Consider the following 24,035-nt stretch of genomic DNA (forward strand, 5'->3'; position numbering starts at 1 on the left):
TTATGCCCTAAATAAAAACGCAGGGGAACAAACCAGACTCAGGCTAATGGCCTTTTTTTCTGCGCCCTGCCTGTTCCTGGCCATCTCTACCGCCATCTCTATAGCGGCTACAAGGCTCCTGTGGCTCGCGATACCCTTCCAGGCTATATCATAAGCCGTGCCGTGGTCTACCGACGTCCTTATGATGGGGAGACCGAGGGTAGCGTTGACCCCGTCCTCGAAGTGAAGTAGCTTTAGCGGTCCGAGTCCCTGGTCATGGTACATGGCCACGACGCAGTCGAACTCTTTTTTTCTCACGGCCCTGTAGAAGACCGTATCGGGCGGTAGCGGCCCTATCGCGTTTATCCCCTCTTCCATGGCCTTCCTGACGGCTGGCCCTATGGTCTTTTTCTCCTCGTCCCCGAAGATCCCCGCCTCTCCGGCGTGCGGGTTCAAGCCGCAGACAGCTATCCTCGGCCTCTTCATCCCGAAATCGGTCCTGAACGCCCTGTCGGTGACCCTCAAAGTCCGGAGTATCGACCTCCTTGTGATGAGGCCTGGCACGTCGCGTATGGCCTCGTGTATGGTAACGAGGACTACTTTCAAATCCGTGCCGCCGAGCATCATCACATAATCGTCTGTGCCGGTAAGATGAGCTATAAACTCGGTATGCCCCGGAAACGGGAAGCCGGCCTTCCGGGCCGCCTCCTTGCTTATGGGGCAGGTCACCATGGCAGCGGCGTCCCCTATGGCCGTCATGAAGACCGCCTCTTCTATATAAGAGACGAATGCCTTGCCAGCTTCTTTCTGAGGAACGCCTGCCCTTAGCTTCTTCACGTCCAGGACAGAGACGCTTGCAACATCGCTGTCGCCGGGCCTTTTGAGGCCGAGCTTCCTGGCAAGGAAGGCAAGCAGCCCGGCGTCGCCTATGACGACAGGGTTGCAAAGCGACCTTACGTGCCTGTCCTGCAGGGCCTTCAGGGCCAGCTCAGGGCCGACCCCTGCGGGGTCGCCCATAGTTATCACGATATTTGGCTTCATCTTGTTCTTACTGATAAAAAAAGGCCTCTCTGCCTTAGAGCCTTATCTCTATGTGCGCGTACCTTTTGACCTCGCTCAGCCAGAAGCTGAACTTCTCATCCATTATCTTCTTGAAGAGCTTTTCATGTATCTGCGCCTCGACATCCTTAAGCGGCCTGAGCGCGCGCTCCTGGTATTCGGTCAATTGTACGAAGTAGACCCCTTCGGGCCGTTCTATGGCAGGGCTTCTCTCTCCGGGCTTAAGGCCCCTGGCGGCCTCTTCGAGCCAGCCGTCGAGCTCGCCTGACTTGAGATAGCCGAGATCGCCGCCCTGGGAAGCGGCCGGGCCCTCTGAATACTGGCTCGCCAGTACCTTGAAGTCCGTACCTGCCGCAAAACCTTCACTCACGAGCTTGAGCCTTTCGTTGAGGCTATCATCAGATGGCAGAAAGATGAGGTTGATCCTGAAGCGGGCCGGGCTGTAAAACGCCTTCATGTTCTGGCGATAATAACCCTCGATATCTTCCATCTGTATCGAGATCTTGGACCTGAACTCCTTGTTTATGAACTTTACCTGGCGTATCTGCTCCTTGAGCTGCTCCCTGTACTCCTTCTGAGTAAGCCCGCTTTCGGCCAGGGCCAGCAGGAGCTGCTCTTGCGTAAGCTTGTTCTGCCGCTTTATGTCCTCTATGGCGTTGTCTATCTCCTTTTCGCTTATATCTATGCCGGCCTTGTCGGCGGCCTGCTTGACGAGCTTCTGCTCTATGAGGCTGTCGAGTATATTCCCCTTGACCTCTTTTATCTTCTCCGGGTCTGAAGAGCCCTCTATGCCGAGCTTGTCGATAGCCACGGCCGTTGCGGCGTTCAGCTCGGACATGGTTATGACGCTGTCGTTTATGACAGCCACGATCCTGTCGACCACCTCGGCGTTTATCTGGCCCGGCAGAAAGAGCGCAGCCGAAAGACAAATGCCGGCAATAAGCCTGTTCACAGTAGCTCCTCTCTTATCTCTATCTTTGACGCGCGCTTCCTCACGGCTATCCAGTCGTTCAGGACAGACGCGGCCTTCTCGCCCCTGAGCCTCTCCATTATCTTGCCCTTGGCCTCAGTATAAGAGGACGCGCCGCCCTTCCTTTTATCCTCGAGCATGAATATGTGATAGCCGTAATCGGTCTTCACCACGCCGCTTATCTCCTTCGGCTTTAGGCTGAATACGACAGATTCGAACTCTCCTGGCATATCACCCCTGCCGAAGTACCCGAGATCGCCGCCCTCCTTGCCTTCAGGGCTCAGGGATACCACCCTGGCAACCTCGGCGAAGTTGGCCGGGGTAAGAGAGCCCCTTACCGTCGTGGCCTGCTCCTCGGAGGATACGACTATCATCCTCGCCCTCGCCTGTTCCGGCCTCGCGAACTCGTCCTTGTGCTTCCTGTAATACTCTTGAGCCTCCCTGTCCGTGACCATGGCCCCTCTTGTTACCTCGTCTATGGCCTTCTTGACCAGGAGCTTCTTTTTTATCCTTTCCTCCCAGCCTTCAATGCTTCCGTAGCGCTCTTCAAGGGCCTCTTTGAAAGAGGCTTCGCCGTACTCCTTCTTTATGAGGTCGACCTCGGAGGCGAGCTCATCCTCGCTGACAGTGATCCCCGCCTTCTCGGCCTCTTCGAGGAGCAGCTCCTCTTCGACCATTTCGGTCACGAGCTCCTTTTTAAGCTCGACGAGCTCGTCAGCCTCATGCCCCTTATCCGTTGGCACGAGCCTTTTAAGGGAGTCCCTGTAATCCCCGGCCGTGATGGAACGGCCGTTGACCTTGATTATTACCTCTTTGGAGTCGTCCTTGAGGATCCCGCACCCGGAAACGCCCAGGAAAAGGAGAACGGCAGCTAACTTTGCGAACTTATGTCCGGCGCGGTTTTTCATGGCATTGGCAAGGCCTTTTTGAGAGGCCGCAACATGAAATGATATCACCCCTTAAGAAGCTCTTTCAATACATATCTGGCCGCCTCAAGAGGGGCTTCGTCCTGGCCCATGAAGAGCACGAACCTGCCCTCTGGAGTGACCCTGTACCTCTTCGGCTCCTTGCGCGCCAGCTCCATCGCCTTTCTGGAGGCCTTTTCAGGGGGAAGGCGCCCTTCCGTGCGCTCGAACGATAGATAGAGCCTTGTGCCCTTCTGCGTAAGCTCCCTGGCGTTCAGGGCCTTGAGCATGAGCTTGAGGGTAGCGGCATTTAAAAGGTTCTCGACGAGCGCTGGGACCGGGCCATACCTGTCTTCCAGCTCTTCCATTATCGTATATATCTCGTCCTCCGCGGCGATAGACGAGAAGCGCTTGTAGAGGTTTAGCCTCTGGCGCGCCTCCGGCACGTAATCCTCGGGGATATACTGCGAAAGCCTCAAGTTTATCTCCGGCTCAATGGCCTCCTCGACCACCTCGCCCTTCATCTCCCTTACGGCCTGCTCAAGGAGCTGCGTGTACATATCAAAACCGACCTCGGCGATGTTGCCGGACTGCGCGGTGCCGAGGAGGTCGCCCGCGCCCCTTATCTCAAGGTCGTAAGAGGCGATCCTGAAGCCGGAGCCCGGCTCGCAGAGCTCCTGGATGACCTCTATCCTCTTCCTCGCGTCCCCGGTAATATCTGCCATGGAAGGGCAGACGAAATAGGCATAGGCGCGGTGCTTGCTTCTTCCCACCCGCCCCCGGAGCTGGTAAAGCTCGGCCAGGCCGAACCTGTCGGCCCTGTTTATTATGATCGTATTCGCGGCGGGGATATCGAGGCCGGATTCGATGATGGCGGTCGAAAGGAGTATGTCGGACTCCTTGTTTATGAAGCCGAGCATCTTCTTTTCAAGCTCCCCTTCCTTCATCTGTCCGTGCGCCACAGCCACACGCGCGTGCGGCACGGCGCGCCTGAGCATCTCTTCCATGACCGCTATCGACTGTATCCTGTTATGGACGAAGAAGACCTGCCCCCCGCGCGCAAGCTCCCTCTCTATCGCCTCTCTTACGATATCCTCGTCGAACCTCACCACCTGCGTCTTGATGGCGAGCCTGTCCTCCGGCGGCGTGTTTATTATCGAAAGCTCCCTGATGGAAGCAAGCGACATGTGAAGGGTCCTGGGAATGGGGGTGGCGGTAAGCGTGAGCACGTCTACCTTCGCCCTCAACTTCTTGAGCTTTTCCTTATGCGCCACGCCGAACCTGTGCTCTTCGTCTATTACTATAAGGCCCAGGTCGGTGAACTCTATGTCGCTCTGGAGGAGCCTGTGCGTGCCGATTATTATGTCCACCCTGCCTTCGGCGAGCCTCTTTACTACGTCCTTCTGCTCCGCCCTTGACCTGAAACGCGAGAGCACCTCGACCGTGACCGGATAAGGGGCGAGCCTATTCGAGAAGGTCCTGAAGTGCTGCTGAGCGAGTATGGTGGTGGGCACGAGCATCGCCACCTGCTTTTTATCGAGCACCGCCTTGAACGCCGCGCGTATGGCGACCTCTGTCTTGCCGTAGCCCACGTCACCGCAGATGAGCCTGTCCATGGGCCTCGGCTCTTCCATGTCCTTCAACGTCTCTTCTATGGCCCTGGCCTGGTCCGGGGTCTCTTCATACTCGAAACCTGCCTCGAATTCGTGGAAGAGCCTGTCAGGCGGAGAGAAGGCAAACCCCTCTGCCACCGCCCTTTCGGCGTAGAGCTTTAAAAGCTCTCCGGCGAGCTTCTCGACAGCCTGCTTTACCTTCCTCTTTGTCTTCTCCCAGCCAGGGCCGCCGAGCTTATCGAGATCAGGAGAGCTGCCCTCAAGGCCGTGGTACTTGCTTACAAGGTCCATCCTCCAGACAGGGAGATAGAGCCTGTCCCCGCCCCTGTACTCGACAAGGAGAAACTCGTTTTCGACCCCGTCTATGGATAACTTCTTGAGTCCCCTGTAAAGGCCGATGCCGTGCTGCTTGTGTACTATGAAATCCCCGAGGCTTAAGTCCTGGAGCTGGGTAAGAAAGGCGTCGAGCTTTCTCGAAGGCGGCGCCCTCCTTTTGACCCTTTCACCGAAGACCTCTTCCTCTGAGACTATTACGACCGATTCCGAAGGGAGCCTGAAGCCTGTAGAAAGAGCGCCTGTGGCGATAAAAAGGCCGTTCTCCTGAGCAAGCGGCAGCTCTGCCCTTTCAACCGACGCATTGAGTCCGTACCCTTCAAGCAGCTCCCTTGTCCTTTCAGCCTGTCCCTTGTTATGGGCGATTATAAAGACTCGATTATTGGCCTCTGTCCACGCGGCTATCCTGTCGGCCAGCGGCTTAAAGATCTCTTCGCCCTTTCTGAAGGATATCTCCTGCCTTAAGTCAAGGTTCCCCTCAGTAAAAACTTGCGCGCCTTCGCCCCTTAGCGACTCTATCTTCAATACCGCCCTTTTTGCCAACTCGCTTCTGGCCTCTTCAGCGCAAAGATAGCGGCTGCCGGGCTCAACGAAGAACTCGTTATGGACAGAGAGCCTCCTTGCCGCTTCGGCTACATCATTACCGAAGGCATCCATGCCGCTTGTGACCAGGTCTGGCTCGATGATAGCGACGAGAGAATCATCCCTCAGGTAGTCGAAGAGCGTATCAAGGCCTTTGTAGAATAGCGGGAGGAGAAAATCCATGCCGAGGATGTTACCGTCCCGGAGCTTGTCTGAAAGCGGCTCCCACGCCTCTCGCTTGACGCCCAGCTCTTCGGCCCGATCTATAAGCCGTTCCCTCGCCCCTATCCTCGAAGACCTCTGAAGGGTAGTCTCCCTTGCGGGCAGTATGCGCGCCTCGTCGAGGTCGGCAAGCGACCTCTGGGTCGCGACATCGAAGGCCCTGATCGATTCGACCTCGTCGCCAAAGAACTCGATCCGTATGGGAGAGTCGTACATGGGCGGGAATATGTCCAATATCCCTCCCCTTATGGACATCTCTCCGCGCTCCTCTACCATCGACATCCTGGAGTAGCCCGTCTCTTGAAGGGTGGCTGTAAGAGAGTCCCTTTCGACCTCTTCGCCTTTTTTGATGATGACGACCTTCTGAGAGAGCGCTTCTTTGGGAGTGACCTTCTGCAGCAGGTTCGAGGCGGTGGTGAGCGCGATGAAAACCTTTTTTGAAAGGAGGTCGAAGAGGACCTCCATCCTCTGCGCCTGGATATCCGGGTGGGCTGGCAGGGACTCGAAGGGGAGCACCTCAGGGGCGGGGTACAGGAGCACCTCTTTGCTGCCGAGGAAGAACCTTAAATCATCGGCAAAGGCCTCCGCGCTCTCCTGGTCCGGCAGGACCGCAAGGACCGGCCTGTTGAGCGACCTGAAGGCAGATGCGAGCAGAAAAGCCCTGGAAGAGCCATATAGGCCGCTTATCTTGAACTCGCGCCCCGGCGCGAGGGCTGAGATCTCGCGCACCGCGTTTTTTAAGGTATACTCTTTTTCTGATTCTGATATGGACATGAAAAGTCCGCAAACTCCCTTTCCTGAACGGAAAATTATAACACACCAAGGGCTCTAAAGGAAAAAGGTTTAAACTGGCATGCTGCCTAACATGGGCGCGGGCATCCCGAGCACTTTTGTGAGATGGACTGATTCACTCAGGCCATCGATGATTGGGAAAGTCCTGGACGGACTTTTCCAATCATCCTAATGAGAGAAGCTTGTTATAGCTGGAAACCCTTGAGGAGGCGCAAAGCGCGTTTGGAAATATCCGAGGATAAAAAAATCGATTTAAAAAGCCTTGACGGCTGGCAGAAGAAGTATTATATTTAAGTACTTTAAAAATCCCCCCTGAATGCGAGGGGGATTTTTATTGAAACAACTTATTCCCAGGTAGCTCAGCCGGCAGAGCGGGTGGCTGTTAACCACCATGTCGGGGGTTCGAATCCCTCCCTGGGAGCCAACAAAATCAAGGGGTTAGCTCAATTTGGGCTGCCCCTTTTTCATTGACGTGAACCTACATCCTTGCCGAGAGCATCTCTTTTATCTGAGGCACGCAGGAGCCGCAAGAGGTCCCTGCCGCCAGAAGGGCCTTTATTCCATCGACAGTGCTGGTACCTTTTTCGATGGCGGAGGCTATCGCCGATTCGCTCACGCCCTTGCACGAGCAGACCGTCTTGCAGCCACCCTTCCGGCAGCCGCCCTGCGGTGCAAGGAGCGTCGCCCTTTCAGCGGAGAGATCACCTCCGTTGAGGAGCATGGTCAGCAGGTGCGAGGCCTCGGTAGCCGGTTCTGCCCCTGTCCACCTCACTGCCGCGAGCTTGCCGCCCTTTAGCCATATCTTTCTCATTATCCCGGAGCTTTCATCTGAATAGGTAAGGCTTTCGTCCGACGAAAGCGGGATAAGGCAATCTATCTCCTCTATCTTGTCTCCGTCGAGCCTCCCTTCTCCGGCAAGGTCTATCCTCGTTACCACATGCTCCCTGCCGAGGCAGGCAACCGCCCCGTATGGGTATTTGGCGGCGATGGCCGATCCTGCCCCGACATGCATGCCCGGGATAAGAAGGAGCGCCCTCCATCCCTTGAAAGGCATAACCTCGACAGCGGCGTGCTTGAGCTCAGGCTCTTTGGAATAAGGGTCAGCCTGAGAGGTTGTAAGCCGGTTTACCGCCAGGTTAAGCCCCCAGTGCATCGGGAGGAAGACGACCCCTTCCCTTATTGAGCCGGTCACCTTGACCTCTGCCATGAGCGTACCGCGCCTTGAGGCAACAACGGCGAGAGAGCCGCTTTGAAGCCCCCTCTCTTCCGCGTCCCTGGCGCTTATCTCAAGCTCAGGCACAGGGGTGTGCATCATTAGCTGCGGCACCCTCCCTGTCTTTGTCATCGTATGCCATTGGTCCCGTATTCGCCCGGTCGTAAGGGACAGGGGATAGTCCTCATCGGGAGCCTCGGCAACCGGGCGATATTTTACATCCATGAACCTCGCGCGCCTGTCAGGTGTCGCGAAGAGCCCTTCCTCGTAAAGCCTCTTCCCCTGCCTTCCTTCAGCCGGAAAGGGCCACTGCGCGTGACCGGTGCTGCGCAGGAGCCTGTAGCTTACGCCTGTGATGTCGCAGTCCCTTCCCCTGGTCGTAAGCTTATGCTCCTCGAATATCTCTTCAGTGGAACTATAACCGAATGGCCTGTCAAAATCACTTTCAAGCTCTGCTCCGAGCCTTCTCGCGAAGAGCGCCCCTATCTTCCAGTCAGGGAGGGCCTCTCCGGGAGGGTCAACGGCCTTCTCCAAAAGGCTTATCGACCGTTCCGAGTTCGTCGCCACCCCTTCTTTCTCCGGCCAGGTGGCCGCCGGCAGGAGTATGTGGGCGAAGGAGGCGGTCTCAGTGTTGTAGGCGTCTGATACGATCACCAGCTCCGCCTTCTTTAGCGCTCTTTTTACCAGGTTGAGATCGGGAAGAGAGACCGCCGGGTTGGTGCAGACTATCCATACAGCCTTCACGGCCCCTTCGTCCATCTTCCTGAAAATATCAGTTGCAGTATATCCAGGCTTGGGGGAAATTTTGCCTGAGCCCCAAATCCGTTCCATCTCCTCCCTGTGCTCAGGGTTGTCGAGCTCCCTGTGCGCAGACAGCATAGTAGAGAGGCCGCCCACCTCCCTGCCACCCATGGCGTTTGGCTGGCCGGTAAGGGAGAAGGGGCCTGAGCCGGGCTTTCCTGTCTGGCCTGTAGCGAGGTGAAGGTTTATGAGGGCGTTGCACTTATCGGTCCCCGTGGTGTACTGGTTGAGCCCCATCGTCCAGAAGGAAAGGCTTGGGCCGTCGGCGAAGATATAGGCCGCCTTCGCGATCTCGGCCGGCTCTATGCCGCAGATAGCGGCGGCCCTCTTTGGGGTCATAGAGCCCGCCTCTTTTGAGACGGCCTCAAAGCCGTTCGTGTGGGCCTCTATGAACGCCTTGTCTATCACCCCCTCCCAGAGGAGTATATTGAGCATCGACTGGAGGAGCGCGACATCTGTACCAGGGCGGAGCGGTATGTGGAGGTCTGCTATCGAGGCCGTAGCTGTCCTCCTCGGGTCCACGACCACGACCCTCGCCCCCCTCTCCTTTGCCCGCTCCATGCGCTTGAAGAGCACAGGGTGGGCATACGCCGGGTTTGCCCCGAAGATGAATAAATTCTCCGCAGCATCGATGTCGTCGTAGCAGGTCGGCGGCCCGTCCGCGCCGAAGGCCCTCTTGTAGGCTACCACGGCGGAGGACATGCATAGCCTTGAGTTGGTGTCGATATTGTTAGAGCCTATGAAGCCCTTCATGAGCTTGTTGAAGACATAATAGTCCTCGGTAAGGAGCTGGCCTGACACATAGAAGGCGACACTTTCAGGGCCGTGTTCCTTTATGATGGAAGCGAACCTTCCAGCGGCCTGCCCTATCGCCTCATCCCAGGAAGCCCTCTTGAAAGGCTCATCGGTCGTACCGCGCATCTGCGGACAGATGAGCCTCTCAGCTCCACCGATGGTCGCCATGAGGGAGATCCCCTTGGAGCAAAGCTCGCCGTTGTTTGCGGCGCTTGCCTTATCACCTGAAAGGTAGACTACCTTGCCTCCATCCACCTCGAGCTCCACCCCGCAGCCTGTGCCGCAATATGGGCAGACCGTGCGCGTAATCTTCCTCAGATCCTTATCCATAGCCTGGAGTCCTCTGTTTTTGTCTCGTACCTGGCAACAACGCCGCTCTCAGGCGCAACTACGCGCCCACTATCGAGGTCTATCCTCCAGCCGTGAAGCGGGCATGAAACGAGCTTCCCGGCTACTATCCCTTCCGCAAGCGGGCCGCCGCCATGCGGGCAACGGTTATCTACAGCCGCAACGCTCCCGTTTGAAAGCCTGAAGACGGCGACCTCCTTTCCGTTAAAGCGCACTGTGCGCGCTCCGCGCTCCGGTATCTCTTCGATCGAGCAGACAATATGCCAGCTCATGCCTCCACCTCCGCCATATTCAGCTCTATCGGCGTGTAGTCGGAGGCTTCATAGCCATCTTCATCTTCCTTCGCCCTTACGCGCTCCTCCCACGGGTCAACACCCAGCCCTGAGAGGATATCCGCAAGCTTCTCCGCCAGCACCCTTCTCGACCGGAGGTCATCGACGACCCCATCCTTTATCTTCCGGAGCCCTACCCGCTCTATCCACTCGCTCGTCCTCTCGCCGTACCTGGCGTCATCCCTGTAGAGGGCGATAAAGGCTTTGGCTACTTCGAGCACCTCCGCTTCGTCTTTGGCGGTACAGAGGTGGTCGGCCCCCCTGAGCCTTATCCCGCCGTTGCCGCCGCAATATATCTCCCAGCCGCCCTTTACGCCAACAACGCTCAAGTCCTTGACAGTCGCCTCTGCGCAGTTCCTCGGGCAGCCAGAGACAGCGAGCTTCATCTTCGCGGGTGTCCAGAGCCCTTCAAGGGCCTTCTCGAGCTTGACCCCAAGGCCCATCGAGTCCTGCGTGCCGTAGCGGCACCACCGCTCCCCAACGCAGGTCTTTACTGTCCTCAGTGCCTTGCCGTAGGCGAAGCCGGACGGCATACCAAGTTCCCTCCAGACCTCTGGCAGCTCCTCCTTTCTTATTCCGTATAGCCCAATCCTTTGCCCGCCGGTTATCTTGACCGTGGAGACGTTATGCTTTTTCGCCACCTCGCCTATGCGGATAAGCTCTTCAGGACTGACGACCCCGCCGTATACGCGCGGTATGACCGAGAAGGTGCCGTCCTTCTGTATGTTGGCGTGGAGCCTTTCATTCACCACCCTTGCCCTCGCATCATCCATGCCGTTGCCCAGGGCGCCGAGATAATAGTTGATGGCGGGAAGGCATACATGGCAGCCTTCCCCGTTCCATCCAAGTTCCGTCGTCAGCTCCTTTATGTCGCCATACTCTCCGCCCCTTATCATCTCCTTCAGCTCATCGTGAGATAGCGAGGTGCAGGCGCAGACCGGCTCTGATATCGAGGCCATGTGGCCGTTGACCGAGGCGAGTATCCTCTCGACAGACGCCGCGCACCCGCCGCAAGAGCCAGAGGCCTTTGTGCGGGCTATGACATCCTTCCTTGTCGTAAGACCGAACTCCTTTATCGCGTCTGCAATCGCCTTCTTGCTCACCCCGTTGCAGCCGCAGATTATGTCGGCATCCAAGGGCTCGCGCTCTGCCTCTTCCGCATCTACTCCAAGGAGGAGCGTCGCCCTCCTGTCGCTTATGTCAGAGCGTTCCTCGATAAGCTTCTGGAGCCTCGGCCCGTCTGTCGAATCCCCAAAGAGTATCGCCCCCTTGATGATATCCTTTGATATGAATAGCCTCTTGTATACCCCGCTCTTCTTGTCGAGGTACTCTACAGTCTCGGCGGGGCCGTCGATATCCCCGGCCGAGAAGAGGTCTATTCCCTTTACCTTGAGCTTGGTGGATGTGGTGGGGGTTACGAAAGAGAGCCTCCCCTGCCCTGTAACGTGAGAGGCGAGCACGCGCGCCTGCGCGAAGAGCGGCGCCACAAGCCCGTAGGTCCTGCCGCGGTGCTCGGTGCACTCGCCGACCGCATAGATCGACGGGTCGGTGAATGTCTGCATGTAGTCATTGACAACTATCCCACGCCTGCAGAAGAGGTGGGCCTTGTGCGCGAGGCTCACTTCCGGCCTTGTGCCGACGGAGATCACCACCATGTCGCAATCGATAGCGCCTCCGTCGGAGAAGGCGAGGCCGGTTGCCCGCCCGTCTCCAAGCACCTCCCTGGTGAGCGCGGCGAGATGGAACCTTAGCCCGGCCTCCTCGAGCCTCTCCTTGAGCATGCGGCCGGCGGTTGCGTCGAGCTGCAGGTTCATAAGGGTCGGCTGGTCGTGTATTACTGTCACATCGAGCCCGAGCTTCTGTAGCCCTACAGCCGCCTCAAGGCCAAGGAGCCCGCCTCCTATTACGGCGGCGCTCCTTGACACCAAAGCCTTGGCGGTTATCTTCGCGCAGTCTTCGATCGTCCTGAAGACAAAGACACCCTCCTTGTCGGCTCCAGGCACAGGTATAACGACAGGGCGCGAGCCCGTGGCCAATATGAGGGTGTCATATGGCGAAGACGAGCCGTCAGCGGCAACTACCTTTTTGTACCCCCTCATTATCTCCACAATAGGGTTCCCGAGGTGGAGCGTGACCCCGTTCCGGGAGAACCATCCCCTGTTATTGAGGGTTATCCCCTCGACCGTGGAATCACCGGATATGATCGAGGAAAGGAGTATCCTGTTGTAGTTGGGATGCGCCTCCGCGGAGTATACGCTTACTTCAAAAGCGTCCCTGTCGATGGCGAGGATCTCTTCGAGCGCCTTTATGCCGGCCATGCCGCCCCCGACGACAACAAGCCTTCTCTTGGCAGGCATATTAATTGACCTCCGTTGGTGAGGCATTTGCACGTTACACCCTTGCGGCCGTGACGACCGGCGAGCCCCATGTGGCCCTCCAGCGGCTCTTTACCGCGGAAAGTCCCCCGAAGGCGATGAGCGAGAGCCCGGAGAATATGAGGAAGCCCATCTGATAATCTCCCGTGTACTGCTTGGAGAAGCCGAGGCTCGATGCGAGGTAGAATCCTCCTATGCCCCCCGCCATGCCTACAAGCCCTGTTATTACGCCTATCTCCTTAGCGAACCTCTGGGGCACGAGCTGGAATACCGAGCCGTTGCCCATGCCGAGGGCCATCATGCCCATCATGAAGGCTGCGAGGCCACCCCATACCGAGCCTATGCCGAAGGAGACTATGAACATACTGAGGGCTACCGCCAGATAAAGGAATGAAAGGGTCCTGATGCCGCCGAACCTGTCAGCGAGGTAACCCCCGACCGGACGGAAGCCGGAGCCCATGAAGACGCACGCGGCGGTAAGGTAGCCTGCTGTCGCCGGCTCTACCCCGTACTGGCCGTTAAAGTAGATTACGAGGCTTGAGGCGAGGCCGACGAAGCCGCCGAAGGTAACCGAATAGAAGAACATGAACCACCAGGCGTCCTTGTCCTTCAGGATGGCAAAGTACTCAGTGAGCCTGAGGGGCTTCGCCTTCCCCTCCGGGTCCCTGGCGAGCAAAGTATAGACAAGAAGGGTAACTGCGAGTGGTATGAGGGCCAGCCCGAAGACAGCATTCCATCCGAAGTGGTTGGCGAGCACCGGGGCGAAAAGGGCGGCGAAGACGGTGCCGGAGTTGCCAGCCCCGGCAATTCCCAGGGCAAGCCCCTGATACTGCGGCGGATACCAGCGCGAGGCGAGAGGCAGGGCCACGGCAAAGGAGGCGCCGGCAACACCAAGCAATATCCCCATTATGTAGACCTCTTGAAGATTACCAAGGCCCACAACCCATGCCAACAAAAGACCCAGGATTACAATCACCTGCCCGATGAGACCGGTCTTCTTGGGGCCTATAGAATCGACCATCCATCCGAAGGGGACTCGGAAGAGCGCGCCTGCAAGGACCGGGATAGCGACCATAAGCCCTTTTTCCGCCGGGCTCAAGGCCAGCTCCCTCGCGATGTGGACTCCCAGGGGACCGAGCATCACCCATACCATGAAAGACATGTCGAAGTAGAGGAAGGCCATTAGGAGCGTCGGCGGGTGACCTGCCTTTAGAAAATCGTTTAACTTCATCTCGCTGTTACCTCCTTGGATTTTGGGCGCACGTATGCGCATGCGGATTTGAGCCGGGAGAAATGACCGCCGATGGTCTTCTTTCCAGCTCTATAGACTCTTCTTTGTGTGGATTTACTTCGTTGTGATAACGCTCAGGCTATTCGTTGCCCGTACGCATAAGGGAGGTCAGTAACAGCGGTGTCGCTGACTTGATGTGACGCCTTTAAAGATAGCAACTACCATGCCAATATGCTTTTCTGTTGATTCCGGCTTTTTTTGGATTTGTGCAGGCGGGGTATGCGTAAAAAAGGTGCTCTGTTTTTCTTGTCTGCCTATTTTGCGGGCATTATCTTGAGAGATGCGGCAGAAGAAGGAAAGTCTTTTCACATGTGGCTAACTGGTTTAGCATCGGAGGAACACATATTTCGACCCCGCCTGCCCTATTCCACTTCGTACTCTGCCACCCTGTAAAATCCCTTAAAGACCGGCACATCCTTCCCGTTCCTCTTTATCGTCTTTCTATTGATGGACGCCGCGTTCTTCATGCTCACGTCCAGTTCCTCCCTCCAGAAACCCGGCAGGAACGGTTCTAGCTTGCCTATGATCCATCTGCTCAAGCGGAAACGATATATGGGATTTGCATTAGGTTCGTGGCCGTACTCGGTTATGACCAGCCTGCCTTTTGGCGAAAGGACCCTTATGGCCTCTGACAGTGTCCTGCGCCGCGCTTCAGGCGGCATCTCGTGCATAAGGAAGAATATGAGGACGGTGTCGAAAACACCGTCTCTGTATCCGAGCGACTCGGCGTTCATGCGCGTAGCGACGAGCTTTTCACCGGCCTTCCTCATGGAGATCCCAAGCTGAACGGGGGATACGTCCGTAAGGTGCAATCTTCTGCTATCCAGACCCGCAAGGCTCGGGGTAAGCTTTCCATAAACGCACGAGAGCTGCAGCATCCTGCCTGACGGACGCGCCTGTATTACGCGAAGCGTCTCGCCCATGAGCCTTTGGTATTGTCCGAAGAGGATGGCGTTTATGATAGGCTGGTGGTCGAAGAACCATGCCCCGGGCTTCCAGAGATATGCCCACCAGTAATTGCGCGCGAGGTAGTCCGGGACTCCGTCAAGAAAATATCTGTAAAAAAGCCCTTTCCTCAACCACCGCTCTTCGGCCAAGGGCCGCGAATCCTGCAATTCATAGATGTCCATAGAACTTATTATAATAAATTTCGTCTGAACTTAAAAGCTTTTAAAATCAGGAACTTACATTATGCTTGCGGCCATAACCGCCCTCACCTAACACCCCTGCCGGCAATCGACAGCCGCGGCCAGGACAACCTTTTCATTGAGCGTATGACCTGTTGCCGGGCTCAAAAGCACCCTTTTCTTTTCTTTTGACCGATTCGATTACGAAATAGTAATATACAAAATACTGTCCAGCATATAGGCGGCCAGATCGTCCTCTTGTTTTTACGACAATCCAGTTACAAAATCGGAGGTATTTAATGCCCCAGTTTTTCGATAAGATCATGAGCTCGTTGGAGGAGAGGAGTGCGAAGATAGGCATCATCGGCCTCGGCTACGTGGGCCTGCCCATAGTCCTGAGGTTTTGCGAGGAGCGCTTCCAGGTCATTGGTTTTGACGTAGACCAGGAGAAGATAAAGCTCCTGAACGCGGGCAAATCATATATAAGGCACATACCTTCATCAAAGATAGCCTCTCTTGTAAAAGGAAAGAAGCCGCTCTTTCGTGCGACATCCGACATGTCCCGCCTTTCTCAAGCGGACGCGCTCATAATCTGTGTCCCTACCCCGCTTTCCGACAAGCGCGAGCCGGACCTTACGTATGTTGAGAAGGCAGCCAGGGAGATAGCCAGAAATCTAAGGCCAGGACAGCTCATCTCCCTTGAATCGACCACCTATCCGGGCACGACCGACGAGCTGCTTCTGCCCCTTTTAACGGCAAGCGGGCTCAAGGCAGGCTCTGATTTCTTCCTCGTCTTTTCGCCTGAAAGGGAAGACCCGGGCAGGATCGACTTCACGACCAAGACGACGCCCAAGGTGGTAGGCGGGGTGACCCCGAAGTGCTTGAAGCTCGGCGCCGCGCTCTACTCCAGGATAGTTGACAGGGTAGTGCCTGTATCAACCACGAGGGTCGCGGAGATGACCAAGCTCCTCGAGAACATCTACAGGTCGGTCAATATCGCGCTGGTAAACGAGCTCAAGATGCTCTGCGACAGGATGGGGATGGACATCTGGGAGGTCATAAACGCCTCCAGGACAAAGCCCTTCGGCTACCAGGCCTTCTATCCCGGCCCCGGCCTTGGCGGCCACTGCATACCGATAGACCCTTTTTACCTCACATGGAAGGCACGGGAATACAACTTCGCGACCAGGTTTATCGAGCTCTCAGGCGAGATAAACACGAATATGCCTTATTTCGTCGCTCACAAGGTCATGGAGGCCCTGAACGGAAAGGGGAAGAGCCTCATGGGTTCAAAGGTGCTTGTCCTTGGCGTGGCGTACAAAAAAGACGTTGACGACCTCCGCGAGTCGCCTTCACTCGCGCTCATAAAGATCCTGCTGGAGAAAGGCGCAAAGGTCGCCTATAACGACCCCTACATACCAGTTGCCGAAGGCCACAGGAAAGAGTTCAGGATGCGTTCAACTCCTCTCAATGTAAAAGAGCTTAAAAAGTACGACTGCGTGCTGATAGCCACGGACCACAGCGTCTACGATTACAGGTCTATCGTGGCCAACAGCTCTCTTGTAGTTGATACGAGGAACGCTACCGCGGGTATAAAGAGCAGGAAGATAGTGAAGGCCTGAGATACCAACAGGCTTCGTCCAAAATTCGTCACCGGGGCGTACCGGAAAGGTACGCCTTTGAGCATCCCGAACGTATTTTTGAGTTTTTCAGCGGCCTGCCAGGGAACAGCGGAAAAGCGGAAAAGATTACTTCCTAAGGAACTTCCTCCAGAACAACCCAAGGAGCCCTGAGCCGAGAAGCAATATAGTTGAAGGCTCAGGCACGCTATGACCGGATTCGGCATCATGAGAAAATGGCGCGAAGTCGTTTATGGAAAGGCCCGGCAGCTTCTTCTGGGCCTTTGAATTATAGAGGTCGAAGTGCATGGTATAGTCGCTGTCCAGGCCAGTGGTATCAACGCTGAAAGCGGCGTAATACATGCCAAGGTCGTTGCCTGACGACCCGGACGGAGGGGCATAGGTGGTAAGGTCTATGCTCTCTCCGGCAATGGCCCTGTCCATGGTGTTGTACGCCTCTACGAGATTGGCCGGCATGAATGTAAACGAGAACTCCTTGAAGAAGGTCTCATAGATGCCGTGCTTTGAGAGGTCTCCGGATTCCCAGCCTAAAGCCGCCTCCAGGGGCGGCGCCCCATATTCCATGTCAGCGGTAACGTTTACCGTGCTCGTCACGTTTGTCTGGAGGTCTTTGAATGCAAAGCTCCCGAGGCTATAGTCTGCCGGGCCCGTCTTTGGGACCAGGGCAGCCGCGATGTAATATGTATCGGCCACGCTGTTTGTGCTGTCGGCGAGAAGATAGGCGTAAAGGGTAAATTTGGTCCCTGTCGCCATAATGGTCTGCTCTTCAGGATCGCTATCATAATAACCTCCAGCTATATCAAGCTGAAGGTCGGGGATGGCGTAGCTCACCCCGCTGCTCAGAAGAGAGATAGAAGTAATCCCGGCTATGACCGTGTATTTAATCAGTTTGCGCATGTTGACAACCCGAATCATCAACAATAAGTAAATGCAAGAACAGTGCCACGAAATAGCGAAGCCATGAGCTGCCAACTATCTGTTTTATAAGGATTTTTATCAGCTTCAGAACATTCTTTCCTGCCATATGATCGACCAACTGTTAGAAATCCCGAAAAGCCACCGGCATAATGGACAGGGATCGAGCCGATTACTTGAAAAAAATATGTAAATCCGATAAGTTAGAGCATAAGCCGCTATCGTGTAAGAAATACTAACACCAAAACAATGCCCCAACAGGAACGCGTATTCTTTTAACTTGTTGAAATAGCATCGTTTTTGAGAAAATAGCGCCATGGGCTAGTTGGTTTTCTTTACACTTTTGAAGATTCCCACAATTATTGCGGGGATCTTCCTGGCATCTTCACACTCCTGAACGGCTAAAAAAAGATGGAGAATCCGTTCAGAATTCCGATATATCCTTATAAGTACTTGCCTCAGGGGGATCGGTGGAAGTCATACGGATAAATGGAGCTTGCAAGACCTTCAGGGTGGATAAGAACGAGGTCAATGCCCTCAGCGGGATAGACCTTTCCATAGAGGCCGGCGAATTTCTCGCGATAGTCGGTCCATCGGGAAGCGGCAAGTCAACCCTCCTTAACCTTATCGGATGCATAGAGCGGCCAACTTCTGGCACGATCCTGCTCGAAGGCGCTGACGTCACCAGCCTCTCAGAGGACGAACTGTCGGATATCCGCTCCTCGAAGCTCGGGTTCATCTTCCAGACCTTTAACCTCCTGCCGGTGCTCACGGTCATGGAGAACGTGGAGTATCCGCTCCACCTGAGGAAGGCGGCAAAGGAGCAGAGGGAAGAGAAGTCCGGCGCGATACTCAAGGAGGTCGGCCTGGAGGCGTACGCCGGCCATAAGCCATCAGAGCTTAGCGGGGGACAGAGGCAGCGGGTGGCCATCGCCAGGGCGCTTGTCGGGTCTCCCTCCATCGTGCTGGCTGACGAACCCACGGCGAACCTCGATTTCAAGACAGGCGAGGATATCCTGAAGCTCATGAAAGAGCTCAACAGGAAGCACCAGACCACTTTCGTATTTTCAACTCACGACCCAAAGATAATGAAGCTCGCTGACAGGATAGTAGAGCTTCGCGACGGAAAGATAAACGGCTGACAATGTACTTAAGGCTCGCGTTCAGGAACATATTCAGGAACAGGCTGCGCTCCCTTATAACTCTCGCGGCGATCGCGTTCGGCTGCATTTCGCTCACCGTTGCCGGGGGGTTCATAGAAGACACCTTCGACCAGATGAGGGAGAGCTACATAAGGAGCTTCCTCGGCCATCTGCAGGTATCCAAAACCGGCTACTTCGAGAAAGGCGCCGCCAGGCCTTTCGATTACATGATAGACGAGCCGGAGAAGGCGCTCGGCGCGATAAGGTCAAACCCGAGCGTGGCTTCAGCCACTCCGAGGATAGAGTTTTCAGGATTGCTAAGCACGGGAGAGACCACTATATCCCTTGTCGCCCAGGGCGTAAACCCGAAGTGGGAGAACGAGATATCCACCTTTGTTGAAATGGATTCCGGCAAAAACCTCTCCGAGGGGGATACGTACTCGATAGTGCTGGGCAGGGGGCTCGCGCAGGCGCTTGCCGCAAGGCCCGGCGACCCGCTCATCCTTGTCGCCAATACGAAGAGCGGGGCCATAAACGCCCTCGACGTAGAGGCCAAGGGAGTCTTCCATACAAGCTCGAAGGCATTTGACGACAGGGCCATACGGATACCCATCGATACGGCCCAAAGGCTCCTTCAGACAAAGGAGATCCAGACGATAGCGGTGCTCCTTGACGACACCGGCAAGACCGACGTCGTAAAAGACGAGCTTGAGAGGGCCTTCGCCCAAAACGGCCTCGCGCTCGAAATAAAGCCCTGGTACGAGATGGCGGATTTCTACACGAAGACGGTGAACCTCTACAACAGGCAGTTCTTTGTCTTGAAGCTCATAATCGGCATAGTAGTGGTCTTGAGCGTCTTCAACACGATGAACATGTCGATACTCGAGCGGGTCGGAGAAATAGGGACGCTCATGGCCCTGGGCACAAAGAGGAAGGACGTGATATCGCTTTTCCTGCTCGAAGGGCTCATCCTTGGCGTAATCGGCGGGATAGCCGGGCTCGCGGGAGGCTACATGCTTGCCGCGCTTATCTCATGGGTGGGTATACCCATGCCGCCACCGCCGGGCGCGACCATGTACTGGACCGCGAAGATAAAGATAGTGCCGGAGGTACTGGCGTTCAACTTCGCGCTTGCCGTAATTGCTTCCGTAGTCTCATCGTGCTACCCTGCCGTAAAGGCCTCAAGGCTTGAAATAGCCGCTGCGCTAAGACATAATATCTGAGAGATGCCGGTGATTACTAAAATAAAGATCATCCCGCTTCTTTTCTCCAGCCTCCTCCTCTTCCCGGTCCTTTCCGGGGCAGCCCTTCCGGGCGCCGATGGAATAGTCGCAAAGGCAGATGAAGTGCGAAGCCCGCAACTCGACTATACTGTCGACGTAAGAGTGACCAGCATAAACCCCGATGGCGCTGAAAGGACCTCTGAATACGAGGTGCTTGTAAAAGGCAAGGAGAAGACCATCATAAAAACGCTCTCTCCGGCCGCAGACAGGGGGAGGACTCTCCTCATGCTCGGCAAGGACCTCTGGGCATTTCTGCCTGACGTCTCCAAGCCTATAAGGATATCCCTACAGCAGCGCCTCATAGGCGAGGTCGCCAACGGCGATATCGCGAGGGCCAACTTCGCCGGGGACTATAAGGCAACGCTCCTGAGGGTCGATAAAGCCGGAGGCCGCGACTATTATGTGCTCGAGCTGAACGCGTTATCCGAAGAGGTCACGTATAACAAGGTCGTCTACTGGGTGGACAAGGCCAACTATTACCCGCTCAAGGCAGAGTTCTATACGATCTCCGGAAGGCTTCTGAAGACCTGCTCGTATGAAGACTACAGGCTCCTTGCCGGGGTCAAGAGGCCATCAAGGCTGGTCTTAAAGGACCCGCTCGCAGCAGGCCGCAAGTCTGTAATCGAGTACGTAGGCATGAAGGCGGCCGACCTGCCTGCGAAGTACTTCACCAAAGACTACATGAAGAAGCTCAAATACTGAATGACGCGCTCTGTTCATTCCATTGTGCTCTTACTGGCGCTCGCGTTTGTCCCCAACCATGCGCTCGGAGCGGATCTATCCAGTTTGAAGCGGCCTGTCTCAGTCGAAATAACAGGCATCGAGGCCTCCACCGATGAAAGCGGCACCTCGATCTCCATAAGTCTTTCAGGAAGACCCGATTACAGCATAAGGTCGCAGATAAGCATCTCTGCCATCCACATCGAGATTAAAAACGCCGCGCTCTCACCCAATATCCCGAAGCTCATCGATGTATCGGACGGCAGGGTCGTCGATATCTCGGCCCTGGAAGCAGGAAAGGGGCGCTCCAGGATAACCATAAAAACGAATCCGGGGATGAACTACAAGGTCGTTTCTGATACGGGCCCGGGTTCCGTAATAAATATCTATGTCGAGCCGCCGCCGGCTCTTTACAAACCAGAGACATCTTCACCCAGGGCATCATGGGGCACATCCCTTGACTTGAGCGGCTATCTCAAAAACGAGACCGCGTACAGGATATCCGACCCTGAGGAGTTCACCAAAATACGGAATACCATTTACCTGGCATTGACCGGAACGCTTTCAGAGCATATAAGCTACAAGGCAAGCGGCAGGGCCTTCTATGACGCGGTCTTCGGCCTTACTGACAATTATCCTCAATCCGTAGAGGACGACCAGGAATCAGAGGCTGACCTGAGGGAGACCTATCTCGACATTTCAGCTGGTGACTGGGATGCAAGGCTCGGAAGACAGAACATAGTCTGGGGCGAGGCCGTGGGCCTTTTCTTCGCTGACGTGGTCAATGCCAAGGATTTGCGTGAGTTCGTGCTGCCAGACTTTGATTACATAAGGATACCCCAGTGGGCTGCCGACATAGAATACACCAAAGACGCAATACATCTTGAGCTGGTCTGGATACCAGTGCTGGATTTCAATAAGCTCGGCGGGACAGGCTCCGAATTCCCCATGGCAGTGCCGGTGCCCGACGGGGTCGCGCCTGCCATACTCGACACCAGGGAGCCGGCAAACGGGCTTGAAAACAGCGAGCTTGGGGCCAGGGCATCTTACCTGGTGAACGGGTGGGACTTAAGCCTTTTCCACCTTTATGCCTGGGACAAGTTTCCCGCCATGGAAAGAGAAGTCCTTTCGCCGGCACTCTACCTCTTTTCACCAGACCACAGGAGGATAAATATAAGCGGCCTTACCTTCTCAAAAGAAATAAACGACGCTGTGCTCAAAGGCGAGTTCGTCTATTACAAGGGCAAAAACTTTTCGGTAATAGACGCGGGTGACGATGACGGATTGGTCAAAAAAGATTACATCGACTACCTGGTGGGCGTTGATTATACATTTTTCGACAAACTCGACTTCAACTTCCAGTTCATGCAGCGCGTCATTTTCGGCTTCGAAGACAGGATATTCAGGGAGGAGAGAGTGCGCTCCTCTGTTTCGGTATGGTTAAAGACCGGCTTCCGGGAGGATAGTATCGAACCTGAGCTACTCGTAATAACAGGCCTGGACGAACTTGACATGCTGATACGTCCGAGTCTCTCTTTCAAATTGTTTGAAGGCCTTCAGGCAAAGCTCGGCCTCGACATATTCGAAGGTCCGGTCGATGGCATATTCGGCCAATACCGCGACAGTGACAGGGTCTATGCGGAGGCGAGATATGACTTCTGAAAAAGAAGAGATATACTGGGAAGCCACGAAGAGGAACCTTGGGCTTTTTAGCGAACCCGAGCAGGAACGCCTGCGTAACGCGCGGGTGGCTGTGGCGGGCCTCGGCGGCGTTGGCGGCATCCATCTCGTGACGCTTGCCAGGATGGGCATAGGAAACTTCAACATAGCCGACCATGACATATTCGAGCCCGTGAACTTCAACCGCCAGTACGGGGCCAGCCTCGATACGGTCGGAAGGAGCAAGACCGATGTAATGCGAGAGACCGCCCTTTCCATAAACCCTCTGGCTGGCATAAAGGTCTTCTCCGAAGGGATAGATGGATCCAACATCGACGAGTTTCTCGAAGGCGTGGACCTCGCGGTAGACGCTGTCGATTTTTTCGCCATCGACGCGAGAAGGCTCCTTTTCAACAAGGCCCGCGACAAGGGCATCTACGCCGTTACATCGGGGCCCATTGGCTTCGGCGCGACCCTTCAGGTCTTCTCCCCAACGGGGATGAGCTTCGATGAATACTTCGGCATCTCAGAAGGCATGGACTACGTGCGCAAAATGATAGCCTTCTCGGTCGGGCTTACGCCAAGGCCTCTCCACCTCGGTTATATGGACCTCTCAAAGGTAGATCTCAGGGCAGGCACAGGCCCGTCAATGGCCTCTGCGTGCGCTCTTTGCGCCAACCTTGTGGCAACAGCCGCAGTCGATATACTGCTCAACAGAAAGCCTGTCAAGGCAGCTCCGCATTACTTCCAGTTCGACCCCTACAGGCAGGTCTATAAGAAGGGCTATCTCTTCATGGGGGGGCGTAACCCGCTGCAGGCTTTCAAGAGATGGTTCCTGCGGCGCAAACTCAGACCCATGCTGGGAGGGGCGGATGGCAATGGGAACCGCGGCTGAGGAGATAAGAAAAATAGCCGGATACGGCGTTATGGCGCCGTCGGGAGACAATTGCCAGCCCTGGGCCTTCCGGCTGAAAGGCGACATCCTTGAGGTCATAGATGACCGGACGCGGGATACCTCCTTTTACAATTTCCGCAACACAGCCTCTTACATAGCCCACGGCGCGCTCCTTGAAAACATCAGAATAGCGTCCAGAGCCCTTGGCTATGAACTGACCGAGGAGCTTTTCCCTGACGGCGAAGACGGCCTTACCATCGCGAAGATACGCTTTTCAAAGGCTCACCCGTTGGATGAGCCACTCTTCCCTTTCATTGAAATAAGGTGCACCAACCGGTTCAAATACAACGGCTCGCCTCTTGCCGACGAGACCCGAAGCGCCCTTAACGCATCGGTTGCCGCTGTCTCAGGGGCAGGGCTTCTTCTGGCTGAAGGCCGGGCAAAGGATATCGCAGCGAAAGCGGCAAGCAGCAATGACCGTATACTATTCGAGCACAAGGGGCTTCATGACTTCCTCTTCGACCACATCAGATGGAGCGCCAAAGAGGCCGAAGCGGCCAGGGACGGCATGGACATAAGGACCTTAGGACTCGACCCTGTTCAGCAAAGGCTCTTTCCTCTGTTAAGGTCCTGGAACCTTCTCAGGGTACTTAATTCGCTCGGCTTAAGCCGCATGCTCCCGTTGCAATCCTATATGCTCTGCAAAGGCTCATCGGCCATGGGGCTGGTAGAGGTAAGGGGAAGCGGCCCAAGGGCCTACCTTTCAGGAGGGAGCGCTGTTCAGAGGGCCTGGCTCACGGCCACGATGCTCGGCCTTTCGTTCCAGCCCATGACCGGGATACTCTTTCTGCTAAACAGGTTATATAAAGATGCGGACAGCATCGCGACCGTCCACCGGATAGTGCTGAAGAAAGCTGAAGCCCTTCTGAAGGAAGCCTTCTCTTTGAGTCCCGGCTCTACGCCTGTCATGCTCTTCAGGATAGGTCCAGGCAAGCCCCCCGGAGTATCCTCTCTCAGGATGCCCGTCGTATTGAAATAAAAAAA

General features: G+C 55.7%; 17 protein-coding genes and 1 tRNA gene. 8 read left to right on the forward strand and 10 right to left on the reverse strand.

What is annotated here, in order from left to right:
- From A2V21_304950 to A2V21_304965, 4 genes are read right to left on the reverse strand one after another with little or no spacing between them, the layout of a single operon-like run.
- Positions 1-1,020 carry a 4-hydroxythreonine-4-phosphate dehydrogenase PdxA gene (locus A2V21_304950; protein ID OIJ73667.1) on the reverse strand — a complete coding sequence of 340 codons (1,020 nt, stop codon included), beginning with the start codon at positions 1,018-1,020 and terminating at the stop codon, positions 1-3.
- Positions 1,021-1,054: 34 nt separating this feature from the next.
- On the reverse strand, positions 1,055-1,990 hold the full coding sequence (locus tag A2V21_304955; protein ID OIJ73668.1) for a hypothetical protein: 936 nt from the start codon (positions 1,988-1,990) through the stop codon (positions 1,055-1,057).
- A complete protein-coding gene (locus A2V21_304960; GenBank protein ID OIJ73669.1) occupies positions 1,987-2,916 on the reverse strand; it encodes a hypothetical protein in 930 nt (309 codons plus the stop codon). Before A2V21_304960 ends, A2V21_304955 begins: the two co-directional genes overlap by 4 nt.
- Before the next feature lie 44 nt (positions 2,917-2,960).
- Positions 2,961-6,437 (reverse strand): transcription-repair coupling factor, encoded by a 3,477-nt coding sequence (locus A2V21_304965; GenBank protein OIJ73670.1) that lies wholly within the window; start codon positions 6,435-6,437, stop codon positions 2,961-2,963.
- 366 nt (positions 6,438-6,803) lie between these two features.
- On the opposite strand from A2V21_304965, the gene A2V21_304970 reads away from it, so the two are divergent.
- Positions 6,804-6,879: transfer RNA gene (locus A2V21_304970), tRNA-Asn, on the forward strand.
- Between the two features lie 54 nt (positions 6,880-6,933).
- Here A2V21_304970 and A2V21_304975 read toward each other — a convergent pair.
- The 5 genes from A2V21_304975 to A2V21_304995 form a co-directional block, all read right to left on the reverse strand.
- Positions 6,934-9,531, reverse strand: a complete 2,598-nt coding sequence (locus A2V21_304975; protein ID OIJ75059.1) for a nitrate reductase — start codon at positions 9,529-9,531, stop codon at positions 6,934-6,936.
- Between the two features lie 47 nt (positions 9,532-9,578).
- Positions 9,579-9,884 (reverse strand): nitrite reductase, encoded by a 306-nt coding sequence (locus A2V21_304980; GenBank protein OIJ73671.1) that lies wholly within the window; start codon positions 9,882-9,884, stop codon positions 9,579-9,581.
- Positions 9,881-12,301, reverse strand: a complete 2,421-nt coding sequence (locus tag A2V21_304985; protein ID OIJ73672.1) for a nitrite reductase large subunit — start codon at positions 12,299-12,301, stop codon at positions 9,881-9,883. Before A2V21_304985 ends, A2V21_304980 begins: the two co-directional genes overlap by 4 nt.
- A 34-nt stretch (positions 12,302-12,335) precedes the next feature.
- Positions 12,336-13,550 (reverse strand): MFS transporter, encoded by a 1,215-nt coding sequence (locus A2V21_304990; protein ID OIJ73673.1) that lies wholly within the window; start codon positions 13,548-13,550, stop codon positions 12,336-12,338.
- A 422-nt stretch (positions 13,551-13,972) separates the two neighbouring features.
- Positions 13,973-14,689 (reverse strand): hypothetical protein, encoded by a 717-nt coding sequence (locus tag A2V21_304995; protein OIJ73674.1) that lies wholly within the window; start codon positions 14,687-14,689, stop codon positions 13,973-13,975.
- A gap of 347 nt (positions 14,690-15,036) precedes the next feature.
- Between A2V21_304995 and A2V21_305000 the strand changes: the two genes are divergently transcribed.
- The gene (locus A2V21_305000) at positions 15,037-16,359 is read left to right on the forward strand and encodes a UDP-N-acetyl-D-glucosamine dehydrogenase (GenBank protein OIJ73675.1); all 1,323 of its coding nucleotides are present in this window, start codon (positions 15,037-15,039) and stop codon (positions 16,357-16,359) included.
- Positions 16,360-16,485: 126 nt separating this feature from the next.
- Here A2V21_305000 and A2V21_305005 read toward each other — a convergent pair whose 3' ends face one another.
- Complete coding sequence (locus tag A2V21_305005; protein ID OIJ73676.1) at positions 16,486-17,274, reverse strand: hypothetical protein; 789 nt, start codon at positions 17,272-17,274, stop codon at positions 16,486-16,488.
- A gap of 488 nt (positions 17,275-17,762) precedes the next feature.
- On the opposite strand from A2V21_305005, the gene A2V21_305010 reads away from it, so the two are divergent.
- Genes A2V21_305010 through A2V21_305035 form a run of 6 tightly spaced genes read left to right on the forward strand, consistent with a single transcriptional unit; the run spans position 17,763 to position 24,030 of the window.
- Complete coding sequence (locus A2V21_305010; protein ID OIJ73677.1) at positions 17,763-18,434, forward strand: ABC transporter; 672 nt, start codon at positions 17,763-17,765, stop codon at positions 18,432-18,434.
- 2 nt (positions 18,435-18,436) lie between these two features.
- Positions 18,437-19,657: an ABC transporter permease gene (locus A2V21_305015; GenBank protein ID OIJ73678.1), complete on the forward strand. Its 1,221-nt coding sequence runs from the start codon at positions 18,437-18,439 to the stop codon at positions 19,655-19,657.
- Between the two features lie 3 nt (positions 19,658-19,660).
- Positions 19,661-20,419 (forward strand): hypothetical protein, encoded by a 759-nt coding sequence (locus tag A2V21_305020; protein OIJ73679.1) that lies wholly within the window; start codon positions 19,661-19,663, stop codon positions 20,417-20,419.
- On the forward strand, positions 20,420-22,099 hold the full coding sequence (locus A2V21_305025) for a hypothetical protein (protein OIJ73680.1): 1,680 nt from the start codon (positions 20,420-20,422) through the stop codon (positions 22,097-22,099).
- Positions 22,089-22,991: a hypothetical protein gene (locus tag A2V21_305030; GenBank protein ID OIJ73681.1), complete on the forward strand. Its 903-nt coding sequence runs from the start codon at positions 22,089-22,091 to the stop codon at positions 22,989-22,991. The genes A2V21_305025 and A2V21_305030 overlap by 11 nt, the downstream gene beginning before the upstream one ends.
- Entirely contained in the window at positions 22,975-24,030 is a 1,056-nt protein-coding gene (locus A2V21_305035) for a hypothetical protein (GenBank protein ID OIJ73682.1), read from the forward strand. The genes A2V21_305030 and A2V21_305035 overlap by 17 nt, the downstream gene beginning before the upstream one ends.
- Positions 24,031-24,035: the final 5 nt, after the last annotated feature.

The organism is Deltaproteobacteria bacterium GWC2_55_46 (assembly GCA_001595385.3).
Lineage (GTDB): Bacteria > Desulfobacterota > GWC2-55-46 > GWC2-55-46 > GWC2-55-46 > UBA5799.

Bases quoted from the DNA above. Each gene is read 5' to 3' on its own strand.
- A2V21_304950 (OIJ73667.1), bottom strand. From the start codon at position 1,020: ATGAAGCCAAATATCGTGATAACTATGGGCGACCCCGCAGGGGTCGGC.
- A2V21_304960 (OIJ73669.1), bottom strand. From the start codon at position 2,916: ATGAAAAACCGCGCCGGACATAAGTTCGCAAAGTTAGCTGCCGTTCTC.
- A2V21_304965 (OIJ73670.1), bottom strand. From the start codon at position 6,437: ATGTCCATATCAGAATCAGAAAAAGAGTATACCTTAAAAAACGCGGTG.
- A2V21_304980 (OIJ73671.1), bottom strand. From the start codon at position 9,884: ATGAGCTGGCATATTGTCTGCTCGATCGAAGAGATACCGGAGCGCGGA.
- A2V21_304985 (OIJ73672.1), bottom strand. From the start codon at position 12,301: ATGCCTGCCAAGAGAAGGCTTGTTGTCGTCGGGGGCGGCATGGCCGGC.
- A2V21_304990 (OIJ73673.1), bottom strand. From the start codon at position 13,550: ATGAAGTTAAACGATTTTCTAAAGGCAGGTCACCCGCCGACGCTCCTA.
- A2V21_305000 (OIJ73675.1), top strand. From the start codon at position 15,037: ATGCCCCAGTTTTTCGATAAGATCATGAGCTCGTTGGAGGAGAGGAGT.
- A2V21_305005 (OIJ73676.1), bottom strand. From the start codon at position 17,274: ATGCGCAAACTGATTAAATACACGGTCATAGCCGGGATTACTTCTATC.
- A2V21_305015 (OIJ73678.1), top strand. From the start codon at position 18,437: ATGTACTTAAGGCTCGCGTTCAGGAACATATTCAGGAACAGGCTGCGC.
- A2V21_305020 (OIJ73679.1), top strand. From the start codon at position 19,661: ATGCCGGTGATTACTAAAATAAAGATCATCCCGCTTCTTTTCTCCAGC.
- A2V21_305025 (OIJ73680.1), top strand. From the start codon at position 20,420: ATGACGCGCTCTGTTCATTCCATTGTGCTCTTACTGGCGCTCGCGTTT.
- A2V21_305030 (OIJ73681.1), top strand. From the start codon at position 22,089: ATGACTTCTGAAAAAGAAGAGATATACTGGGAAGCCACGAAGAGGAAC.
- A2V21_305035 (OIJ73682.1), top strand. From the start codon at position 22,975: ATGGGAACCGCGGCTGAGGAGATAAGAAAAATAGCCGGATACGGCGTT.